The organism is Rhodobacter flavimaris, from assembly GCF_021378075.1.
GTDB lineage: Bacteria > Pseudomonadota > Alphaproteobacteria > Rhodobacterales > Rhodobacteraceae > Rhodobacter > Rhodobacter flavimaris.
In genome coordinates this window covers 366,497-383,920 of the sequence record NZ_JAJUOS010000002.1, presented here as the reverse complement: position 1 = coordinate 383,920, position 17,424 = coordinate 366,497, and the positions used below count along the sequence as shown (strand labels likewise).

Here is a 17,424-nt window from a genome sequence, read left to right as displayed (position 1 = left end):
GGCGAAGGGGAATTGCCAACGCCGAACGGCGCGGGCGCTCCGCAATTTAAGGGGTCAATCGGCGCAAAGCGGATGCGGCGCGCCGCCGCTGGCGGCCAGCGCGTCGGCAGGGGCAAGGGCGACCATCATGCCGCGTTTGCCACCGTTGATGACGACCTCGGGCTCCGCAAGGGCGCTCGCCTCGAAGGCCACAGGCACACGGCGCTTTTGACCGAAGGGGCTGATGCCGCCGGTGTGAAAGCCGGTCAGGCGCTCGGCCTTGTCAGGCGGCATCATCGTCGCCGCCTTGCCGCCGAAGGCCGCAGCCACCCGTTTCATCGACAGCGAGCGGTCCGAGGGGATCACCGCGCAGGCGGGCTTGCCGTCGACCTCGACCATCAGCGTCTTGAGAACCCGGCCCGGATCGGCGCCGATCGCTTCGGCTGCGTGCAGGCCGATCTTGTCCTGACCGGAAACGTAGTCGTATTCCATCACGCGAAAGGCCACCTTCGCCTGTGTCAGCGCGCGGGTGGCCGGGGTCTGGGTGCTCATCACACGTCCAGCTCTTCCACGAATTGTGCGTTTTCCTGAATGTATTGGAAGCGTAGCTCTGGTTTCTTGCCCATCAGGCGCTCGACCAGATCGGCGGTTTCACCGGGCAGATCGTCGTGGATCGTCACCCGGATCAGCTTGCGCGTGGCAGGGTTCATCGTGGTGTCCTTCAGGTCCTTGGCATCCATCTCGCCCAGACCCTTGAATCGCTGCACGTCGATCTTGCCCTTGCCGCCCAAGCCCTTCTTCAGCCATTCCTCTTTCTCGGCGTCATCGGCCACATAAAGCCGCTTGGCGCCCTGCGTCAGGCGGTAAAGCGGCGGGCAGGCGAGATAAAGGTGCCCCTTGTCGATCATCGGCCGCATCTGGGTGAAGAAGAATGTCATCAGAAGCGAGGCGATATGCGCCCCGTCCACGTCAGCGTCGGTCATGATGATGACCTTGTCGTAGCGCAGATCCTCGACGTTGAACTTGCTGCCGAGGCTTACGCCAAGCGCCTGCGACAGGTCGTTGATCTCCTGGTTCTGGCCGAGCTTGTTCGACGCCGCGCCAAGCACGTTCAGGATCTTGCCGCGCAGGGGCAACAGCGCCTGGGTCTGCCGGTCGCGCGCCATCTTGGCCGAACCGCCTGCCGAGTCGCCTTCGACGATGAACAATTCGGTCCCGGCGCGGTTGGTGGCCGAGCAATCCACGAGCTTGCCGGGCAGGCGCAGCTTCTTGGTGGCGGATTTGCGCTGCGTTTCCTTTTCCTGGCGGCGGCGCAGGCGCTCCTCGGCGCGCAGCACGAGGAAGTCAAGGATCGCGCCTGCCGATTTCGTATCGGCCGCCAGCCAGTTGTCGAAGTGGTCGCGCACCGCGCCCTCGACCAGCCGCTGCGCCTCGACGGTGGCAAGGCGGTCCTTGGTCTGGCCGACAAATTCCGGCTCGCGGATGAAGCACGATACCAGCGCGCAGCCGCCCGTCAGCAGATCCTCGCGGGTGATTTCCTTGGATTTCTTGTTGTTGACCAGCTCGCCATAGGCGCGGATGCCCTTGAGGATCGCGGCCCAGAAGCCCGCTTCATGCGTGCCGCCCTCGGGGGTGGGGACGGTGTTACAGTAGGACTGGATGAATCCGTCGCGCGAGGGCGTCCAGTTGATCGCCCATTCGACCGAGCCGGGCACGCCGAATTTCTCCTGGAACTGCACCTTGCCTGCAAAGGGGCGGTCGGCATAGGTCGCGGCCTTGCCAAGCGTCTCGGTCAGGTAGTCGGCAAGCCCGCCGGGGAAGTGGAAGACCGCTTCGGTCGGCGTCTCGCCATCGTCGATCTCGGACTTCCAGCGGATCTCGACGCCCGAGAAGAGATAGGCCTTCGAGCGCACCATCTTCATCATCCGCGCGGGCTTGAAGCGGTGGTGGCCAAAGATCTGCTCATCGGCGTGGAAGGTGACCGTGGTGCCACGACGGTTCGAGGCGGCGCCGATCTTCGCGACCGGACCCTGCGGGATGCCGCGCGAGAAACGCTGCTCGAACAGCTCCTTGTTGCGCGCCACCTGCACCACCATCGAATCCGACAGAGCGTTCACGACCGAGGCACCCACCCCGTGCAGACCGCCCGAGGTCTGGTAGGCGTCGCCCGAGAACTTGCCGCCCGCGTGCAGGGTGCACAAGATGACCTCAAGCGCCGATTTGCCGGGGAACTTGGGGTGCGGGTCGATCGGGATGCCGCGGCCGTTGTCGCGGATCGTGACCGAGTAATCGGCGTTCAGCTCGACCTCGATCCGGCTGGCATGGCCCGCCACGGCCTCGTCCATCGAGTTGTCGAGGATCTCGGCCACCATATGGTGCAGCGCGCGTTCATCCGTGCCGCCGATATACATCCCCGGCCGCTTCCGCACCGGCTCCAGCCCTTCGAGCACCTCGATCGAGGAGGCGTCATAGGCTTTCTCGGGCTGCGCGGAGAGGAGATCGTCGGCCATGCTGCTCGCTTTCTTTTGTAGCTTTGAGGGAAAGAGATACAGCAGCTAGGGGCAGGTGAGCAAGCGCGGGGGAAAGCCCGCGCCTGCTTTGGGCGCGATCAGGCCGGTTCGCCCTCGCGCGTCGCCCACATCTTCTTGAAGGCCGGGCGCGACTGGCACAGCTCAAGCCAGCTCTTGACGCGCGGCACCTGCGCCATCAGCGGCGCATGGGGTTGGGCATAGCGCACGATCTCGGCCATGTTGATGTCGGCCACGGTGAAGCGCCCGCCAACCATGTGGCTATGCGTCGCCAGATGCGCCTCGAGCGCTTTGAGCGGGCGCAGCAGTTGATCAGCCGAAGCCTCGATCACGCGCTGGCCGCCCTCATCCACGCCTTTGGCATAGGCAAAGGTGATCTCAAGCGCGGGGCCTTCAATAGCGGTCGCGCCGTAAAGCGCCCATTGCGTCATCAGCGCCTCTTCGCGCGCATCGCGCGGGGCCAGCGCACCGCCCGCTTTCTTGGCCAGATAGAGGTTGATCGCGAGCGACTCGGACAGCACGAGGCCCGCATCTTCCATCACCGGGATCGCGCCCGCCGGGGTCAGGCGCAAATATTCCGCAGTGCGCGTGTTGAAGGGCGCATCGGGGGCCAGCGGGTCGATGCCCTTGGCCTCCAGCCGGTAGGCCTGGATGACCGGCTTGAGGGTATAGGGCAGGCCCAGTTCCTCAAGGGCCCAGATGTTGCGCGTCGCGCGCGAGCGGTACATGCCGTAAAGTGTAATCATCGCCGTCTCCTGTTCGATGGGGGCAGGTTGGCGTGCCCGGACGCGGAAGAAAAGAGCGATTTTCAATCTGGAATTGGTCTAGGTTGATGCGCATCAAGGCATGTTTGTGGGTTTTCCGCTATGGCGCATCGAGTTCCGATTGATTGGAGGGATGTGTATGGAAGATCAGATTAAAAAAGAAGAAATTAAAGCAGTAGAAGAAACTCCGGCAAGCCCGGTCGCCAAGGCTGCGGCGGCACCGCTCGCCAAGCCCACCGACCCGGCCGAGCCGCATCCGGCGGTGGTTCCGGGGGAGCCCGAGGCCCGAGGCCCCAAGAGCTTCCCGCGCGTCGATCCCAATGCCATCCGCCTTGCCTTCGAGACTGGCAAGTACCCCTATGCGCATCGTCTGGGCCGCCCCGCCTACGAGAAGGAAAAGGCGCAGCTGCAGGCCGAACTGCTCAAGGTTCAGCTTTGGGCGCAGGAGACGGGGCAAAAATTCGTCATCCTGTTCGAGGGCCGCGACGCTGCCGGCAAGGGCGGCACGATCAAGCGCTTCAACGAACATCTTAATCCGCGTTTCGCGCGCGTCGTGGCGCTGAACAAGCCCTCGGACGAAGAGCGCGGCCAGTGGTATTTCCAGCGCTACATCCAGCACATGCCGACGGCGGGCGAGATGGTTTTCTATGACCGCAGCTGGTATAATCGCGCGGGCGTCGAGCGTGTCATGGGCTTCTGCACGCCCACCGAATATCTGGAATTCATGCGCCAGACGCCCGAGTTGGAGCGGATGCTCGTGCGCTCGGGGATCCGGCTTTACAAATACTGGTTCTCGGTCACCCAGACCGAGCAGCGCGCCCGCTTCAAATCGCGCGAGACCGATCCGCTCAAGCGCTGGAAGCTCAGCCCTATCGACCTTGCGTCGCTCGACAAGTGGGACGATTACACCGAGGCGAAGGAGGCCATGTTCTTCTATACCGACACCGCCGACGCGCCCTGGACCATCGTCAAGTCGAACGACAAGAAGCGCGCGCGACTGAACTGCATGAAGCACTTCCTCTCGACGCTTGATTACCCGGATAAGGACCTGAGCATCGCGACGCCGCCCGATCCGCTAATTGTCGGCCACGCGAGCCACGTGATCCATCAATCGGACCATATCCTGGGCGCCTCGCTGCATCCCGATCAGCGCCGCGCACGGACCTGAACACGCGCGCGCGGCAGGTTGTCAACTTGCCGCGCGCCGATTTTCCACCATCTTTGGTCCAGTCGAACGGGGGCGGGGATGAGCTGGAACGAAAGATTTTCCGGAACCGAATTTCACTATGGCACCGAGCCTGCGGATTTCGTGCGCCGCCAGGCGTGGCGGCTTCCGCCGGGTGCCCGCGTGCTTAGTCTCGCCGAGGGCGAGGGGCGCAACGCGGTCTATCTGGCGGGGCTGGGGCTGAGGGTCACGGCGCTGGAATCTGCCCCTAACGCGCTGGCAAAGGCGCGCGGGTTGGCGCAGGCGCGCGGCGTCAGCGTCGATTGGCAAGCGGTGGATCTTGCGCGCTTCGACTGGCCCGAGGCACAGTTCGACGCGGTTCTGGCCTGTTTCATCCAGTTCGCTGATCCGGCCTTTCGCGCCCGCATATTTGAGGGTGCCGCACGGGCGCTCCGGCCGGGCGGATTGTTGTTGATCCACGGTTTTGCCACGCGCCAGCCCGGCTATGGCTCGGGCGGGCCGGGGAATTTCGATCATCTCTACACGCTCGATCTGCTGCGCGCTGCCTTCCCCGGCTGGCCCATCCTGCATCAGGCCGATTACGACGCGGTCCTTGACGAGGGCGCGGGCCACGCCGGACGCGCGGCGCTCGTTGACTTTGTCGCGAGCAAGCCGTGAGGTACTGGACGTCCCTGTCCGCAGGATGTCACATTTCGATTGAAACATATCTGCGCCGGAAAGCGTGTCTGACCGCGTAAAACCACGACCATACATTCAACGGAGAAGCTTTATGCGCCGAATTGTTCTTGCCGCCATTCCCGCAGCCCTTGTGTTCGCCTCTTCGGCCTTCGCCGACCCGATGGCCACGGTCGAGGCCCGTCAGGCCTATTTCAAGTCGCTTGGCGCGTCGATGAAGGCGATGGGGCCGCTGACCCAGTCCTTTGATACCGAGGTCGCCAAGGTCGAGACCGCCAAGCTGGAAGCTATCTTGGCGACCGATATCTCGCCGCTCTTCGCACCGGGCAGCTCGGATGCGGATGTGCCCGGCAAGACCCGTGCAAAGGCCAAAATCTGGGAAGACATGGAGAATTTCGGCGCCAAGGGCAAAGCCATGCGCGCGGCCGGTGCCGAGTTGATTGCCGTGGCCCAAGGCGGTGACGGCGATGCTTTCGCTGCCGCCTATGGCAAGTTCGGCGGCGCCTGCAAGGCCTGTCACGACGAGTATCGCCTGCCTGAGTGATCGCGCAGCACAATGACCCCGTGGGGTCGCGCCACGCGCGGCCTCGCAAGACGGATCGAGGCCCCTTGAGCACGCCCCATGATAAATCCGCGCCGCAGATCTGGGATCCGGCGCTGCGCGCCTTCCACTGGCTGCTGGTGCTGGCCGTGGTCAGCGGCTGGTTGCTGGGGCAGTTCGGGCCGCTCAAGATGACGCTGCATTTCTACGCGGGCTACGCGGTCGCGGGACTCTTGGCGTTTCGCCTCATCTGGGGGCTGATCGGCCCGCGCAACGCGCGTTTCGTGCGCTTCGTCAAAGGGCCGATGGCGGTGCTCGCCTATGCGCGCACGCTGCCCGCGCGGGTGGCCTCGCATACCGAGGGGCATAACCCGCTTGGCGGCTGGTCGGTCGTGGCGATGCTGCTGGTTCTGGCGGGGCAGGTGGGAACCGGCCTCATCATCGACCCGGAGGATTATATCAATATCGGGCCGCTGGCGGACTCGGTCTCGACGTCCTGGAACCGTTGGGCGCTTGGCTGGCATCACCGGCTTGGGGTGCTGTTGCTGATCCTTGTTGTGTTCCACATAGGCGCCATCCTGTTCTACCGATTCTGGAAGCGCGAAGACCTTGTGACCCCGATGATCACCGGGCGCCGGAAAGAGCGCTAGACCACAGGAATCTGTGGACGGGGCAAATCCGCTCGGCTAGCGTCGCGCGATGTTTACCTTGCAGTCAAATTTAAACACGGGCCGGATGACATTTCCCGGCCATTCCAAGGCGCTCCTGACGCTCGGCCTGCCGATTATCGGCTCCAACCTGGCGCAGATGGGGCTGCATGTCACCGACACGATCATGCTCGGTTGGTATGGCGTGCCCGAGCTGGCCTCGGTCGTGCTCGGCTCCAGCTATTTCTTCATCCTGTTTATCCTGGGGTCCGGGTTTTCCTATGCCGTGATGGGGCGCGTGGCCGCCAGCCTCGGCGCGGGGGACGACACGCAGGCGCGGCGCGATGCGCGGATGGGGCTGTGGCTGTCGATCCTTTATGGCGCGCTGGTGACGCCGCTGATGTGGAGTTCCGGGCCGATACTGCTGTTGCTGGGGCAGCAACCCGAGCTTGCCGCGCTGGCGCAGGATTACCTGCGCGTGGCGATGGTGGGGATGGTGCCCGCGCTGATCATCGCTGTCCTCAAAAGCTTCCTTGCCGCGCAGGAGCGCACGCAGATCGTGATGTGGGTCACCTGGCTGGGGGTTGGCCTGAACATCGTGCTGAACTGGATGCTGATCTTCGGCAATCTTGGCGCGCCCGAGATGGGCGTTCGCGGGGCAGCGCTGGCTTCGGTCGCGGTGCAGATCGTAACGGCGGGGCTTTTGATGCTTTACGCGGCCTATGCGCCCGCCCTGCGCCATGTGCATCTGTTCCAGCGGTTCTGGCGCCCCGATTGGCCCAGCTTTTTCTCGGTCGCGCGGATGGGGCTGCCGATCGGGCTGACCTCGGTTTCCGAGGCGGGGCTGTTCCAGGCCTCGGCGCTGATGATGGGCTGGATCGGCACGCGCGAACTGGCGGCGCATGGGATCGCTCTGGAACTCGCCTCGCTGACCTTCATGGTGCATATGGGCCTGTCGAACGCCGCGACGGTGCGTGCGGGCCGCGCCTCGGGCGCGCGCGACATGACGCGCCTGCGCGATGGGGCGCTGGTGGCGCAGGTGCTTTCGCTCGTGTTCGGTCTGGTCACCGTGGTGGTCTTCCTGGCCATCCCTCAGCAGCTTGTCGGCCTGTTTCTGGACCGCACCAACCCCGAGGCGCCCGAGATCATGGCCTTCGGCGCGCGGCTGATGGTGGTGGCGGCGCTGTTCCAGCTGTTCGACTCGACGCAGGTCATGGTGCTTGGCCTGCTGCGCGGGGTGCATGACACGCGAGTGCCGATGTGGGTGGCGACGATCAGCTATTGGCTGATCGGCATCCCGTCGAGCTACGTTCTGGCCTTCCCGCTTGGGTATGGCGGGGTCGGGCTGTGGCTTGGTCTCGTGATCGGGCTGGCCTGCGTGGGCCTGACGCTCAGCGTGCGCTTCTGGCGCGGGCCGTGGCTGCGCGCATGAAAGGGCGCGTCAGCTGCGGTCGAGGTTCAGCGCGATCAGATCAGTCAGTTGCTGCGCATGGGTCAGGGGCAGCATATGCCCCGCGCCCGGAACGCAGGCGGTGCCGACATCGGGCAGACGCGCGGCGATGGCCTCGCACACGCGGGCCGAGATCGGCGGGCTGCGGTCGCCGTAGACCAGAAGCACCGGCGCGTCGATCTGCTCCATCCCGCCTTCGCGGGTGATCTGCCCGGGGTCGTCGAAATTCGACGGGGTCACGTTGGCCACGATCTCCATCTGCGCGATGAAGCGGGCGCGTTGATGCGGGGGCAGGGTGTCCCACTCTTGCCCGGTGCCCCAGGCGCGCATGAAGCGCCGCGCGGCCTCTTCGTATTGCCGGGTTTGCATCAGCTCATCCAGATGATCCTGATGCGGGCGCAGCTCTTGCCACTCGGCCGAGCCCTCGGCGGCCTTGAACAGCACCGGCTCGACCAGCGTGAGCGAGCGCACCGCCTCGGGCGCCGCCACGGCGATGCGCAGCGCGACCGAGGCGCCGAAGCTGTGCCCGATCAGATCCACGGGACGTTCGATGAACGAGGCCGCGATCTGCGCCGCCAGCCGCTGATAGGCGCCCGGTTCGACTGTCTCCGGGGTCCAAGGCGCACTTTTGCCATGGCCGGGAAGGTCGAAGGTCGTCGCGCTGGTCTGCGCGCCAAGCGGTGCCAGAACCGGCGTCCACATCTCGCCCGAGCCCAACATGCAGTGGATGGCCAGCGCAGGCCGCTCTCCTTCGCCGATGACCTGCCAGTTGGTCTCGGCGCCCTGTCGCATATCCTTGGGCATCAGAGCGATCCCAGATGCTCGTCGAGGAACTCCAGCCGGTCCTGCCCCCAGAACCGCTGATCGGTTTCGCGCACGATGTAGAAGGGCGTGCCGAAGACGCCAAGTTCGGAGGCGTCCTCGAGGTTGCGCTCATAGGCCATCGCGCCGTCGAAGAGCCCGGTGGTCACGAGATTGCCGTCAAAACCGTTGGCCTCCAGCGCCGCGCGGATCACCGCGTCGTCGGCGATGTCCTTGCCCTCGGCCCAACGCGCCCGCAAGATCGCATGGGTCAGGCCGCCCAGATCGCCGTCGCCCGCCTTCTGCGCCGCGATGATCGCGTAAGAGGAGGGGGCAGGGTTGTGCGCTGCGGTCAGGCCGGTGTCCATCTCCATCCCGAGGCGTTTCGACCAGCGATCAAGCTCTTGCTTGCGGTAGGCCACGCGGTTGGGATGGCGCGCGGCGGGGCGCGTGCCGCCGGTGCGGTCGAACAATGACATCACGTCAAGCGGGCGATAGGTGATCTCGGCCCCGTGGCGGGCGGCGATTTCCTCAAGCCGGGTGCCCGCCAGATAGGTCCAGGGGCTGAGAACGGAGAAAAAATAGTCAATATGGGCCATCGGGCACCTTTCACGCGCGCGTCATGTTTGCGGGCAGGCTAGGCCGGTGCTAAGGCAGGCGCAATCCCCCCGAATCCGCCGGCGCTGCTCCCGGCGCAGCCGAAAGGTGACCTGATGCCTGCCATGACCGAACCGAAACTGATCTCCGGCAATGCCAACAAGGTGCTGGCGACTTCCATTGCGCGCCGCATGTCGATGCACCGCGGCATGTCGGTCGGGCTGGTCGATGCGCGTGTCGAGCGGTTCAACGACCAGGAGATCTTCGTCGAGGTCTATGAGAACGTCCGCGGCGAGGACATGTACATCATCCAGTCGACCTCGCGCCCGGCGAACGACAACCTGATGGAACTGCTGATCATCACCGATGCGCTCAAGCGTTCCTCGGCTGATCGCATCACCGCCGTGATCCCCTATTTCGGCTATGCCCGTCAGGACCGCCGCGCCAAGGCGCGCACGCCGATCTCGGCCAAGCTGGTGGCGAACCTGCTGACCGAGGCGGGCGTTGACCGCATTCTGACGCTTGATCTGCACGCAGCCCAGATCCAGGGCTTCTTCGATATCCCGGTGGACAACCTCTATGCCTCGCCGATCTTCGCGCTGGATATCCTGCACCACTTCAAGGGCCAGACCGACGACATCATGGTGATTTCGCCCGACGTTGGCGGCGTGGCCCGCGCGCGTGAGCTTGCCAAGCGGATCAACGCCCCCCTCGCCATCGTGGACAAGCGCCGCGAGAAGGCGGGCGAAGTGGCCGGCATGACCGTGATCGGCGACGTGAGCGGCAAGAAATGCATCATCGTTGACGACATCTGCGACACCGCCGGCACGCTGTGCAAGGCCGCCGAGGTGCTGATGGAAGCCGGCGCGACCGAGGTCCACGCCTATATCTCGCATGGCGTCCTGTCGGGCCCGGCGATTGAGCGCGTGACCAACTCGGTCATGAAATCGCTCGTCATCACCGACTCGATCGAGCCGACCGATGCCGTGAAGGCCGCCAAGAATATCCGCATCGTGCCGACCGCGCCGATGTTCGCCCAGGCGATCCTGAACACCTGGTCGGGCACCTCGGTCTCGTCGCTCTTCGAGACCGATACGCTCGTGCCGATCTACGAAGGCCTCTATTCGCAGGGCTGAGTTCTGGCCAGCACCCGCGACCAGAGATAAGGTCCGGATCATGTGGATCCGGGCCTTTTTTCTTTTCCTGCTGACGACCTTGCCCGCCTCGGCGGAATGCGTCGTGCTGCTGCACGGGCTTGCGCGCGGCCCCGCCAGCCTGACAGTGCTGGAAAACGTACTCACGGGGCGCGGCTATCAGGTCGTGAACGCCGACTACCCCTCGACCAGCCGCGCGCTGCCCGAGCTTGTAGCCTATGTCGAGGAGGCCGTGACCCGCTGCCCCGAGGGGCCCGTGCATGTCGTGACCCATTCCATGGGCGGGATATTGCTGCGCCTTTGGGCGATCGAACCCGGAAACAGCGCGCGTATCGGCCGCGCGGTCATGCTGGCACCCCCTGCGCAGGGATCGGAGATCGTCGATACTTTCGGCGATCAGGCGTGGTTTGCCTGGCTCAACGGCCCCGCCGGTATTGCCCTCGGGACCGGCCCCGACGGGATCGCCGCTGAGTTGCCGTCCGTAGATTTCCCCGCCGGGGTGATCGCGGGCAACGAGAGCCTCAATCCGGTGACCTCTGCGCTCATTCCCGGACCGGATGACGGCAAGGTGTCGGTCACCAGCACCCTCGGCGCGGGGATCAGCGCGCATATCGTTCTGCCTGTCACCCATACCTGGATGATGAACGATCCCCGCGTGATCCTCGAGGTGCTCAGCTTCCTCGAAACCGGCCAGTTCCGCCCCGCGATGAGCTGGCTTGACGCCTTCAAAGAGCTGTCCTCGCACCGTTGAGCCCCACCAAAGGCGCGATTGCATTCCCCTCCGCCCACGCGCAGGATGCCGCCATGCGCCTTTTCCTGCTTGTCTCCCTTGTCATGGTGGCCTTCGCCTCGAATTCGGTGCTGAACCGGATGGCGGTTTTCGGCGCTGGTCTTGACCCGGAATGGGTGGCGGTGCTGCGCCTTGGCGCGGGGGCGGTCGTGCTGCTCGGCCTGACACTGACACTGCAAGGCGCGAAGTCGTTGCGGATCAGTCCCAAGGTCGTCGCGGCGGGCATGGCGACGCTGTTTCTCTATATCTACGGCTTTTCCATCGCGAGCGGGCTGATCGACGCGGGCATCGGCGCGCTGGTGCTGTTCGGCTCGGTCCAGATCACCATGTTCCTGGGGGCCTGGATGATGCGTGAACGCCTGACGCGCTGGCGCCTGATTGGCGCGGCACTGGCCTTCGTGGGGTTGATGACGCTGCTCCTGCCCGGCACAAGCGGGGCCGCCATCAACCCCGCCGGAGTTGGCCTCATGGCGCTCGGCGGCATCGGCTGGGGGCTCTATTCGCTCAACGGCAAGCGCGTGCGCGACCCGCTCGCGGCAACCGCCCTCAACTTCACGCTGGCGCTCGTCCTGGCGCTCGGCTGGCTTGCGGCCTCGGGCGATCCTGGGCAGGGACAGGTCTGGGGTATCTGGCCCGCGCTGGCCTCGGGCGCAATTACCTCGGGGCTTGGCTATGCGCTCTGGTATCGCGTCCTACCACAGGTTCCCGCCAGCCTCGCCGCAATAGCACAGCTATCGGTGCCCCTGATCGCGGCACTTGGCGGCGCGCTTCTGCTCGCCGAGATCCCCGGCCCACGCTTCTGGATATCGGCCACCCTTGTCCTGGGCGGCATTGCCCTCTCGCTGAAGAAACGCTGATTTCTTCTTGGCGAAAATACCTCGGGGGAGAGGGCCGCAGGCCCGAGGGGGCAGCGCCCCCATGCGCTCAGAGCACGCGGTTCACATGCCCCATCTTGCGCCCGGGCTTGGCCTCTGCCTTGCCGTAGAGATGGATCTGCGTGCGCGGCGCCTTGGCCAGATCGGGCACCATCGCCACATCGTCGCCAATCAGGTTCAGCATCTCGACATCGGCATAGCGGCTGCCATCGCCAAGCGGCCAACCGGCGACCGCGCGGATATGCTGCTCGAACTGATCGACCGTGCAGCCCGCCTGCGTCCAGTGGCCCGAGTTATGCACCCGCGGCGCGATCTCGTTCACCAGCAGCCCCTTGGGGGTCACGAACAGCTCCACCCCCATCACGCCGACATAGTCGAGCGCATTGAGGATCCGCGCCGCGATCAGGATCGCATCGGTGCGCTGCGCCTCCGAGATCCGCGCGGGCACGGTGGTGGTGTGCAGGATGCCGCTCTTGTGGACATTCTCGCCCGGATCGAAACAGGCGACCGAGCCATCCAGCCCGCGCGCCGCGATCACCGAAATCTCGGCCGAAAAATCGACAAAACCCTCAAGAACGGCGGTGGCCCCTTCCATCGCGGCCAACGCGGCGGGGGCATCCTCGGGCGCCATGATCCGCGCCTGGCCCTTGCCGTCATAGCCAAGCCGCGTGGTTTTCAGGATCGCCGGAGTGCCGATCTTTGCGATCGCGGCCTCAAGCGAGGCCATATCGCTCACCTCGGCCCAGGGAGCGGTGGCCAGACCGATCTCGTTCACAAAGCTCTTCTCGTGAATACGGTCCTGGCTGATTGCCAGAACGCGGCGGCCCGGGCGGATCGCGCGGGTGGCCTCAATCAGATCGAGCGCCTCGGTGGGGATATTCTCAAACTCATAGGTCACCACATCGACCGAGGCTGCGAACTCGGCCAACGCCACGGCATCGTCATAGCCTGCGGTGGTCACCCGATGCGCAACATGGCCCGCGGGGGGCTCCGCGCCGGGCTCGAAGATGTGGCACTTGAAGCCAAGCCGCGAGGCCGCAACCGAGAGCATCCGCCCCAGCTGGCCGCCGCCGAGAATACCAATGGTCGCGCCGGGGTGCAGCATCTCACTCATCGGCGGGCTCATCGGGGATCGAGGCTGAAAGGGCGTCGCGCCAGGCATCGAGGCGGGCGGCCAGATCGGCGTCGTTGATCGCCAGGATGCCAGCCGCCATCAGGCCCGCATTGGCCGCGCCCGCCGCACCGATTGCCATGGTCGCAACCGGAAAGCCCTTGGGCATCTGCACGATCGAATAAAGGCTGTCCACGCCCGACAGTGCACGGGTCTGCACCGGAACGCCAATCACCGGCACGCGGGTCTTCGAGGCCATCATGCCCGGCAGGTGCGCCGCGCCACCCGCGCCCGCGATGATCACATGCAGGCCGCGCTCGACGGCGCTTTTGCCATAGGCCCAGAGACGGTCGGGGGTGCGGTGGGCCGAGACGATCTTTTTCTCATAGGCGATGCCCAGTTCGTCGAGGATTGTTGCCGCCTCCCGCATGGTGGACCAGTCCGACTGGCTGCCCATGATGATTCCAACTTTAACGCCCATGATCGTCCCTCCGTCAGAGGCGCGCACTATAGGCAGGTGCGCCGTGGGGGCAAGGGCTCAGGCGATGATGTCGGGGGTCAGCTGGTCCTCGATCCGCGCAATCTGGTCCTTGAGCGCGAGTTTCTGCTTTTTCAGCCGCACAAGGCGCAACTGATCCGGGTGTCCGGTCTGTTGCAGCGCGTAGATCGCCTCATCAAGGTCGCGGTGCTCGCTTCTGAGCACCCCAAGCTTCATGCGGAGCACCTCTTCTGGGTTCATTTCGATATGTGCGTTCATATCTGGCTTCCGTTTGGCTGGCAGGGCGACTCGGTCGGGGTGAGGGTTAATATAACAATTCCGCGCCCTTGCGGTGGAAAAATCGCCCTGTGCGCGAAGGCCGCACCCTCTTGCAGGCCATCTTTCGCCTGCCCATATCTTGGGGGAAGGGATCGCCGCAGAAGCGGGATCCGGTTTGCAACGTCGCTTGAAGAAGGGCTTGCCTCATGACGAAACTGAGCTTTGGCGCACATCCTTACCTGCTGGGCTTCGACCAGCTTGAGCGCCTTGTCGAGCGGACGGTCAAAACCGGCTCGGACGGTTACCCGCCCTATAACATTGAGCAATCCGGGGCCGATGCGTTCCGCATCACGCTGGCGGTTGCCGGTTTTTCCGACGCCGATCTGTCGATCACGATGGAGGACCGCGCGCTGGTCATCCGCGGGCGGCAGGCCGACGAGGGGGCCGAGCGGCTGTTCCTGCACCGCGGTATCGCGGCCCGCGCCTTCCAGCGCAGCTTCGTGCTGGCAGAGGGAGTCGAGGTTGCGGGCGCGGGGCTGGAGAACGGCCTTTTGCATATCGACCTGAAGCGGGCGCAGCCCGACCCGGTTGTGCAGACGATCCCGATTCACCGCAGGTAAGGAGGCGCGCATGGAGACGAAATTCGAATTCGGCCACGAAAGCGACGAGCGCATCGTCTATGTCCGCCCGGTCGATGTGAGCGAACTGCCCGAAGAGGTTCAGGCCCAGGCGGGCGGCTTGCGCAAACTTTACGCCGTGCATGATGCCAATGGCGAGCGGCTTGCGCTGGTGAAGGAGCGTGAGCTTGCCTTCATCCTTGCGCGGCAGAATGATCTGGCGCCGGTGAACGTGCACTGAATTACGAATACCGAAGGGGGCCGCTGGCCCCCTTTTCATTTGCCCCAGGCATGCAAAACGCCCCGGTGGGCCGGGGCGCGTGCTGTTTCTGCGTTCTAAGGTGCGGTTATTCGTGCTCGGCCAGCCAGCGCTCGGCATCAAGCGCCGCCATGCAGCCCATGCCCGCCGAGGTCACGGCCTGGCGATAGACATGGTCGGTCAGGTCGCCCGCGGCGAACACGCCCTCGACCGAGGTGCGCGTGGTGCCCGGCTCAACCTTCACATAGCCGCCGTGGTGCAGCTCCAACTTGTCCTTGACCAGTTCCGAGGCGGGCGCATGGCCAATCGCGACGAAGAAGCCGTCGCAGGGGATCACGCGCTCTTCGCCGGAATTCACGTCTTTCGCGCGCACGCCAGTCACACCAAGCGGCGCCTCGGTGCCGACGATCTCTTCGACGGTGTGGTTCCAGACTACTTCGACCTTGGGGTTCTTGAATAGGCGCTCTTGCAGGATCTTCTCGGCGCGGAAGCTGTCGCGGCGGTGGATCACCGTCACTTTCGAGGCGAAGTTGGTCAGGAAGAGCGCCTCTTCAACAGCCGTGTTGCCGCCGCCGATCACCACGACTTCCTTACCGCGATAGAAGAATCCGTCGCAGGTCGCACAGGCCGAAACGCCAAAGCCCTTGAACTTCTCTTCCGAGGGCAGGCCAAGCCAGCGCGCCTGCGCGCCGGTCGCGAGGATCACGGCGTCGGCCTCATAGGTGGTGCCCAGATCGCCCTGTGCGACGAAAGGGCGTTTCGACAGATCCAGCGACAGGATCGTGTCGCTGATGATCTCGGCGCCCATGGCGCGGGCGTGCTCTTCCATCTGCACCATCAGGTCGGGGCCCTGCACCTCGGTGCGGCCCGGCCAGTTCTCGACCTCGGTGGTGATGGTCAGCTGGCCGCCGGGTTGCAGACCCTGCACCAGAACGGGGTTCAGCATGGCGCGCGCGGAGTAAACCGCCGCCGTATAACCCGCCGGGCCGGACCCGATGATCAGAACCTTGGTTTTCTTCGTCTCGCCCATGCCGGCCTCCTGTCATTCTCCGACCGATATAGTCAGAGCGGAGCGCGGCGGAAACCCCTTCGTTGCGCTTGGGTGACTATGGTCAATTGCTCTTGATCTCGCCTGTGCGAAATATTATTGCGCCCGTCCCGTCTCACGAGTAAGTTCGCGCACAATTGTGGAGGAAACCATGGCCAGTACAAAGCTTGACGAGATCGACCGGAAGATTCTGGCCGAACTTCAGGCGGACGGCCGGATGACCAACGTCGAACTGGCCAAGCGCGTCGGGATCTCGGCGCCGCCCTGCCTGCGCCGTGTCCGCACACTCGAGGAGGCGGGCTATATTCGCGGCTACCATGCCGATGTGAACCCGCGCGAACTGGGATTCGAGGTTCAGGTCTTCGCCATGGTGCGGCTGCAAAGCCAGGCCGAGGCCGACCTGTCCGCGTTTGAAAACCGCTGCCGCGCCTGGCCGCTCGTGCGCGAGTGCCACATGCTGAACGGCGAGATCGACTTCGTGCTGAAATGCGCGGCCCCCGATCTGAGCACCTTCCAGAGCTTCCTGACCGGGCAACTGACCGCGGCCGAGAACGTCGCCTCGGTCAAGACCTCGCTGGTGATCCGCTGTGCCAAGGATGAACCCGGCGTGCCCTTCGACGTGCTCGAAGAGCGTCTGGCCAAGCTGGCCTGATCAGACCTCCGACGCCCGTACCTTGTCGATCATCGCCTGACCCGCGCGCGCGTCTTCAAGCGTCCAGGGGTAGGGTGCGCCCTCGCGGATATGGCGGGTGAAATTCTCGACCTGAAGCACGTATTGATTGATGCCGGGATAGCGCAGAACGCGGTCGGGCTCGCCCATGCGTTGCAGGGTCAGGCTAGCCTCGCCAAACACCCCCGCGTTGAAGGGCACATGCACCCGGATCAGGCCGCGATCGCCCTGGAAGGTGACTTCTTGCCTCGGGTGCAGGCGCGTCGAAGTGATGGCTGAATAGCTGAAGCTGCCCTGCGGCCCGATCATCTCGCCGGTCACCTGCGCAAAGACATCCACACCGTTCTCGCGACGGATCTGTGCGCGCAATGCGCCCGGTTCCGCCCGCGCGGCGTAGCGCACCGAGGAATAGGCATAGACGCCGATATCGGGGATCGAGCCGCCCCCGGTTTCCGCCCGGTTGCGGATATTCGCAGGGTCGGGGTTGTTGAAGGAAAAGGCCACGTCGGCATGGCGCAACTCGCCGATCTGCCCTTCGTCGAGCCACTCGCGCACCTGCTCCCATTGCGGGTGATGCGCGATCATATAGGCCTCGGTCGCAAATAGGCCCGAGGCATCGCGCGCGGCGATCAGCGGGTCGATTTCTTCGGCGCGCATGGCAATGGGCTTTTCGCACAGAACATGCTTGCCCGCCGCCAGCGCCTTCAGGCTCCATTCGATATGAAGCGTGTTGGGCAGGGGGATATAGACGGCCTCGATCTCGGGGTCGGCCAGTAGCGCCTCGTAGCTGTCATGCACCCGCAGATCGGGGCAGAAGGCACGGAAGGGCGCGGCTTTCTCGGGCGATGCGGTAGCAAGGGCGCCAAGCCGTGCGCCGTTTGCGGCGTGGATGGCGGGCCCCATGTGTTTCAGCGCGAAGTTCGACGCCCCCAGGATGCCCCAGCTGATCGGTTTCATTATGCCCCTCCGTTTGCG

At 64.8% G+C, this 17,424-nt stretch carries 21 protein-coding genes; 11 read left to right on the top strand and 10 right to left on the bottom strand.

Translation table 11 applies throughout. The features are described from left to right. Positions 1-54: 54 nt before the first annotated feature. From ybaK to LZA78_RS04485, 3 genes are all read right to left on the bottom strand, one after another. Positions 55-531, bottom strand: a complete 477-nt coding sequence (gene ybaK / locus LZA78_RS04495) for a Cys-tRNA(Pro) deacylase (RefSeq protein ID WP_233675742.1) — start codon at positions 529-531, stop codon at positions 55-57. Next, positions 531-2,489 (bottom strand): DNA topoisomerase IV subunit B, encoded by a 1,959-nt coding sequence (gene parE / locus LZA78_RS04490; protein ID WP_233675741.1) that lies wholly within the window; start codon positions 2,487-2,489, stop codon positions 531-533. The genes ybaK and parE overlap by 1 nt, the downstream gene beginning before the upstream one ends. A gap of 98 nt (positions 2,490-2,587) precedes the next feature. Further along, positions 2,588-3,253, bottom strand: coding sequence for a glutathione S-transferase family protein (locus LZA78_RS04485; RefSeq protein ID WP_233675740.1), 666 nt, complete (start codon positions 3,251-3,253; stop codon positions 2,588-2,590). Positions 3,254-3,410: 157 nt separating this feature from the next. Between LZA78_RS04485 and ppk2 the strand changes: the two genes are divergently transcribed. The 5 genes from ppk2 (at position 3,411) to LZA78_RS04460 (ending at position 7,752) form a co-directional block, all read left to right on the top strand. Further along, positions 3,411-4,439, top strand: a complete 1,029-nt coding sequence (gene ppk2, locus LZA78_RS04480) for a polyphosphate kinase 2 (RefSeq protein WP_233675739.1) — start codon at positions 3,411-3,413, stop codon at positions 4,437-4,439. A gap of 78 nt (positions 4,440-4,517) precedes the next feature. Beyond that, entirely contained in the window at positions 4,518-5,114 is a 597-nt protein-coding gene (locus tag LZA78_RS04475; RefSeq protein ID WP_233675738.1) for a class I SAM-dependent methyltransferase, read from the top strand. A gap of 112 nt (positions 5,115-5,226) precedes the next feature. Continuing rightward, on the top strand, positions 5,227-5,676 hold the full coding sequence (locus LZA78_RS04470) for a c-type cytochrome (protein WP_233675737.1): 450 nt from the start codon (positions 5,227-5,229) through the stop codon (positions 5,674-5,676). A 65-nt stretch (positions 5,677-5,741) separates the two neighbouring features. Next, positions 5,742-6,323, top strand: a complete 582-nt coding sequence (locus tag LZA78_RS04465) for a cytochrome b/b6 domain-containing protein (protein ID WP_233675736.1) — start codon at positions 5,742-5,744, stop codon at positions 6,321-6,323. A gap of 85 nt (positions 6,324-6,408) precedes the next feature. Next, positions 6,409-7,752, top strand: coding sequence for an MATE family efflux transporter (locus LZA78_RS04460; protein WP_233675735.1), 1,344 nt, complete (start codon positions 6,409-6,411; stop codon positions 7,750-7,752). A gap of 9 nt (positions 7,753-7,761) precedes the next feature. Here the strand turns inward: LZA78_RS04460 and LZA78_RS04455 are convergent, their stop codons facing one another. Both LZA78_RS04455 and LZA78_RS04450 read right to left on the bottom strand, forming a co-directional pair. Further along, the gene (locus LZA78_RS04455; protein ID WP_233675734.1) at positions 7,762-8,574 is read right to left on the bottom strand and encodes an alpha/beta fold hydrolase; all 813 of its coding nucleotides are present in this window, start codon (positions 8,572-8,574) and stop codon (positions 7,762-7,764) included. Next, positions 8,574-9,170, bottom strand: a complete 597-nt coding sequence (locus tag LZA78_RS04450) for a 2-hydroxychromene-2-carboxylate isomerase (protein WP_233675733.1) — start codon at positions 9,168-9,170, stop codon at positions 8,574-8,576. Before LZA78_RS04450 ends, LZA78_RS04455 begins: the two co-directional genes overlap by 1 nt. Before the next feature lie 114 nt (positions 9,171-9,284). Between LZA78_RS04450 and LZA78_RS04445 the strand changes: the two genes are divergently transcribed. The 3 genes from LZA78_RS04445 to LZA78_RS04435 are packed head-to-tail and all read left to right on the top strand — an operon-like array spanning position 9,285 to position 11,969. Next, entirely contained in the window at positions 9,285-10,304 is a 1,020-nt protein-coding gene (locus tag LZA78_RS04445) for a ribose-phosphate pyrophosphokinase (protein ID WP_233675732.1), read from the top strand. 40 nt (positions 10,305-10,344) lie between these two features. Further along, on the top strand, positions 10,345-11,073 hold the full coding sequence (locus LZA78_RS04440; RefSeq protein ID WP_233675731.1) for an esterase/lipase family protein: 729 nt from the start codon (positions 10,345-10,347) through the stop codon (positions 11,071-11,073). A 53-nt stretch (positions 11,074-11,126) separates the two neighbouring features. Beyond that, entirely contained in the window at positions 11,127-11,969 is an 843-nt protein-coding gene (locus LZA78_RS04435) for a DMT family transporter (RefSeq protein ID WP_233675730.1), read from the top strand. Between the two features lie 67 nt (positions 11,970-12,036). Here the strand turns inward: LZA78_RS04435 and LZA78_RS04430 are convergent, their stop codons facing one another. From LZA78_RS04430 to LZA78_RS04420, 3 genes are read right to left on the bottom strand one after another with little or no spacing between them, the layout of a single operon-like run. Beyond that, the gene (locus LZA78_RS04430) at positions 12,037-13,101 is read right to left on the bottom strand and encodes a 5-(carboxyamino)imidazole ribonucleotide synthase (RefSeq protein WP_233675729.1); all 1,065 of its coding nucleotides are present in this window, start codon (positions 13,099-13,101) and stop codon (positions 12,037-12,039) included. Then, positions 13,094-13,582 carry a 5-(carboxyamino)imidazole ribonucleotide mutase gene (purE, locus tag LZA78_RS04425; protein ID WP_233675785.1) on the bottom strand — a complete coding sequence of 163 codons (489 nt, stop codon included), beginning with the start codon at positions 13,580-13,582 and terminating at the stop codon, positions 13,094-13,096. The genes LZA78_RS04430 and purE overlap by 8 nt, the downstream gene beginning before the upstream one ends. Positions 13,583-13,636: 54 nt before the next feature. Next, entirely contained in the window at positions 13,637-13,855 is a 219-nt protein-coding gene (locus LZA78_RS04420) for a YdcH family protein (protein WP_233675728.1), read from the bottom strand. A 206-nt stretch (positions 13,856-14,061) separates the two neighbouring features. Here LZA78_RS04420 and LZA78_RS04415 point away from each other — a divergent pair, with 206 nt between their 5' ends. Then, entirely contained in the window at positions 14,062-14,475 is a 414-nt protein-coding gene (locus LZA78_RS04415) for an Hsp20 family protein (RefSeq protein ID WP_233675727.1), read from the top strand. 10 nt (positions 14,476-14,485) lie between these two features. Next, positions 14,486-14,713 (top strand): DUF1150 family protein, encoded by a 228-nt coding sequence (locus LZA78_RS04410; RefSeq protein ID WP_233675726.1) that lies wholly within the window; start codon positions 14,486-14,488, stop codon positions 14,711-14,713. Positions 14,714-14,819: 106 nt separating this feature from the next. Here the strand turns inward: LZA78_RS04410 and trxB are convergent, their stop codons facing one another. After that, positions 14,820-15,761, bottom strand: coding sequence for a thioredoxin-disulfide reductase (gene trxB, locus LZA78_RS04405; RefSeq protein ID WP_233675725.1), 942 nt, complete (start codon positions 15,759-15,761; stop codon positions 14,820-14,822). Positions 15,762-15,930: 169 nt separating this feature from the next. Between trxB and LZA78_RS04400 the strand changes: the two genes are divergently transcribed. Beyond that, positions 15,931-16,431: an Lrp/AsnC family transcriptional regulator gene (locus LZA78_RS04400; protein ID WP_233675724.1), complete on the top strand. Its 501-nt coding sequence runs from the start codon at positions 15,931-15,933 to the stop codon at positions 16,429-16,431. Here the strand turns inward: LZA78_RS04400 and LZA78_RS04395 are convergent, their stop codons facing one another. Continuing rightward, complete coding sequence (locus LZA78_RS04395) at positions 16,432-17,406, bottom strand: Gfo/Idh/MocA family protein (protein ID WP_233675723.1); 975 nt, start codon at positions 17,404-17,406, stop codon at positions 16,432-16,434. Positions 17,407-17,424: the final 18 nt, after the last annotated feature.

Bases quoted from the DNA above. Each gene is read 5' to 3' on its own strand.
- ybaK (WP_233675742.1), bottom strand. From the start codon at position 531: ATGAGCACCCAGACCCCGGCCACCCGCGCGCTGACACAGGCGAAGGTG.
- LZA78_RS04440 (WP_233675731.1), top strand. From the start codon at position 10,345: ATGTGGATCCGGGCCTTTTTTCTTTTCCTGCTGACGACCTTGCCCGCC.
- LZA78_RS04395 (WP_233675723.1), bottom strand. From the start codon at position 17,406: ATGAAACCGATCAGCTGGGGCATCCTGGGGGCGTCGAACTTCGCGCTG.
- LZA78_RS04420 (WP_233675728.1), bottom strand. From the start codon at position 13,855: ATGAACGCACATATCGAAATGAACCCAGAAGAGGTGCTCCGCATGAAG.
- LZA78_RS04445 (WP_233675732.1), top strand. From the start codon at position 9,285: ATGCCTGCCATGACCGAACCGAAACTGATCTCCGGCAATGCCAACAAG.
- LZA78_RS04475 (WP_233675738.1), top strand. From the start codon at position 4,518: ATGAGCTGGAACGAAAGATTTTCCGGAACCGAATTTCACTATGGCACC.
- trxB (WP_233675725.1), bottom strand. From the start codon at position 15,761: ATGGGCGAGACGAAGAAAACCAAGGTTCTGATCATCGGGTCCGGCCCG.
- ppk2 (WP_233675739.1), top strand. From the start codon at position 3,411: ATGGAAGATCAGATTAAAAAAGAAGAAATTAAAGCAGTAGAAGAAACT.
- LZA78_RS04450 (WP_233675733.1), bottom strand. From the start codon at position 9,170: ATGGCCCATATTGACTATTTTTTCTCCGTTCTCAGCCCCTGGACCTAT.
- LZA78_RS04415 (WP_233675727.1), top strand. From the start codon at position 14,062: ATGACGAAACTGAGCTTTGGCGCACATCCTTACCTGCTGGGCTTCGAC.
- LZA78_RS04400 (WP_233675724.1), top strand. From the start codon at position 15,931: ATGGCCAGTACAAAGCTTGACGAGATCGACCGGAAGATTCTGGCCGAA.
- LZA78_RS04435 (WP_233675730.1), top strand. From the start codon at position 11,127: ATGCGCCTTTTCCTGCTTGTCTCCCTTGTCATGGTGGCCTTCGCCTCG.
- LZA78_RS04460 (WP_233675735.1), top strand. From the start codon at position 6,409: ATGACATTTCCCGGCCATTCCAAGGCGCTCCTGACGCTCGGCCTGCCG.
- LZA78_RS04470 (WP_233675737.1), top strand. From the start codon at position 5,227: ATGCGCCGAATTGTTCTTGCCGCCATTCCCGCAGCCCTTGTGTTCGCC.
- LZA78_RS04430 (WP_233675729.1), bottom strand. From the start codon at position 13,101: ATGAGTGAGATGCTGCACCCCGGCGCGACCATTGGTATTCTCGGCGGC.
- LZA78_RS04410 (WP_233675726.1), top strand. From the start codon at position 14,486: ATGGAGACGAAATTCGAATTCGGCCACGAAAGCGACGAGCGCATCGTC.
- LZA78_RS04455 (WP_233675734.1), bottom strand. From the start codon at position 8,574: ATGCCCAAGGATATGCGACAGGGCGCCGAGACCAACTGGCAGGTCATC.
- LZA78_RS04485 (WP_233675740.1), bottom strand. From the start codon at position 3,253: ATGATTACACTTTACGGCATGTACCGCTCGCGCGCGACGCGCAACATC.
- parE (WP_233675741.1), bottom strand. From the start codon at position 2,489: ATGGCCGACGATCTCCTCTCCGCGCAGCCCGAGAAAGCCTATGACGCC.